We start from the raw sequence: 1,616 nt of genomic DNA on the forward strand, positions 1-1,616 counted from the left end.
ACCTGATGAGCGCAGTTGTCGACTTCGACATTTTCGGTTTCGACGCTCAGTTCAGGGTTTTCCGGCACGTCATAAGGGTCGGAAATACCGGTGAACTCTTTGATCTTGCCCTCGCGGGCCAGCTTGTACAGGCCCTTGCGGTCGCGGCGTTCGCATTCCTCGATGGTGGTCGCGACATGCACTTCGCAGAAGGCACCGAACTGTTCGATCTCTTCGCGCACGGCGCGGCGCGTGGTGGCGTAGGGCGCGATGGGCGCGCAGATGGCGATGCCGCCGTTCTTGGTGATCTCTGAGGCCACATAGCCGATCCGGCGGATGTTCAGGTCGCGGTGCTCTTTCGAGAAGCCCAGTTCGGACGACAGGTTCTTACGCACGATGTCGCCATCCAGCAGCGTCACCGGGCGCCCGCCCATCTCCATCAGCTTGACCATCAGTGCGTTGGCGATGGTGGATTTGCCCGAGCCTGAGAAGCCGGTGAAGAACACGGTAAAGCCCTGCTGGCTGCGCGGCGGTTTGGTCTTGCGCAGCTCGGCCACAACTTCGGGAAAGCTGAACCATTCGGGGATTTCCAGACCCTCGGCCAGACGGCGGCGCAGCTCCGTTCCGGAAATGTTAAGGATTGTCACCTTATCCTTGTCTTTGATCTCGTCATTGGGTTCGTACTGGGCGCGTTCCTGGACGTAGACCATGTGTTTGAAATCGACCATTTCGACGCCGATTTCATCCTGATACTGGCGGAACAGGTCCTGCGCGTCGTACGGGCCATAGAAATCTTCGCCCTGGCTGTTTTTGCCCGGGCCTGCGTGGTCGCGGCCAACGATAAAGTGCGTGCAACCGTGGTTGGCGCGGATCAGCCCGTGCCAGACCGCCTCGCGCGGGCCAGCCATGCGCATGGCCAGGTTCAGCAGGCTCATCGAGGTGGTGGACGCCGGGTACTTGTCCAGCACCGCCTCATAACACCGCACGCGGGTGAAGTGATCCACGTCGCCCGGCTTGGTCATGCCGACAACCGGGTGGATCAACAGGTTGGCCTGTGCTTCCTTGGCGGCGCGGAAGGTCAGTTCCTGATGCGCGCGGTGCAGCGGGTTGCGGGTCTGGAAGGCCACGATGCGGCGCCAGCCCAGCTTGCGGAAATAGGCGCGCAGTTCGTTTGGCGTGTCGCGGCGGCCGCGGAAGTCATAGTGAACGGGCTGTTGGATGCCGGTCACGGGGCCACCCAGATAGACTTTGCCGGCCACGTTGTGCAGGTAGTTGACCGCAGGGTGCGCATCGTCATCGGCGCCAAACACCTTATCGGCCTCACGCGCCTTGTCCGGCGCCCAGCGATCGGTGACGGTCATGGTGGCGAGGATCACGCCCTCCTGGTCACGCAGGGCGATGTCCTGGCCCAGCTCGATACTGTCGGCAAAATCTTCGCTGACATCCAGCGTGATCGGCATCGGCCAGAGCGTGCCGTCAGCCAGGCGCATGTCCTCCACCACGCCGTTGTAATCAGCTTCGGTCAGAAACCCCTTGAGCGGGTTGAACCCGCCATTCATCAGAAGCTCCAGATCGCAGATCTGACGCGGGCTCAGGTCATGGCTGGTCAGATCAGAAGCTTCGAACTTAAGTTTCTG

Annotated in this window: 1 protein-coding gene; it reads right to left on the minus strand. The window is 61.4% G+C overall.

What is annotated here, in order from left to right:
• The coding region (locus GOV89_RS22650; protein WP_171239154.1) for a bifunctional sulfate adenylyltransferase/adenylylsulfate kinase at window positions 1–1,616 on the minus strand (1,616 nt) is incomplete at both ends.

The sequence above is a fragment of the Ruegeria sp. HKCCA5763 genome, from assembly GCF_013034545.1.
Taxonomy (GTDB): domain Bacteria; phylum Pseudomonadota; class Alphaproteobacteria; order Rhodobacterales; family Rhodobacteraceae; genus Ruegeria.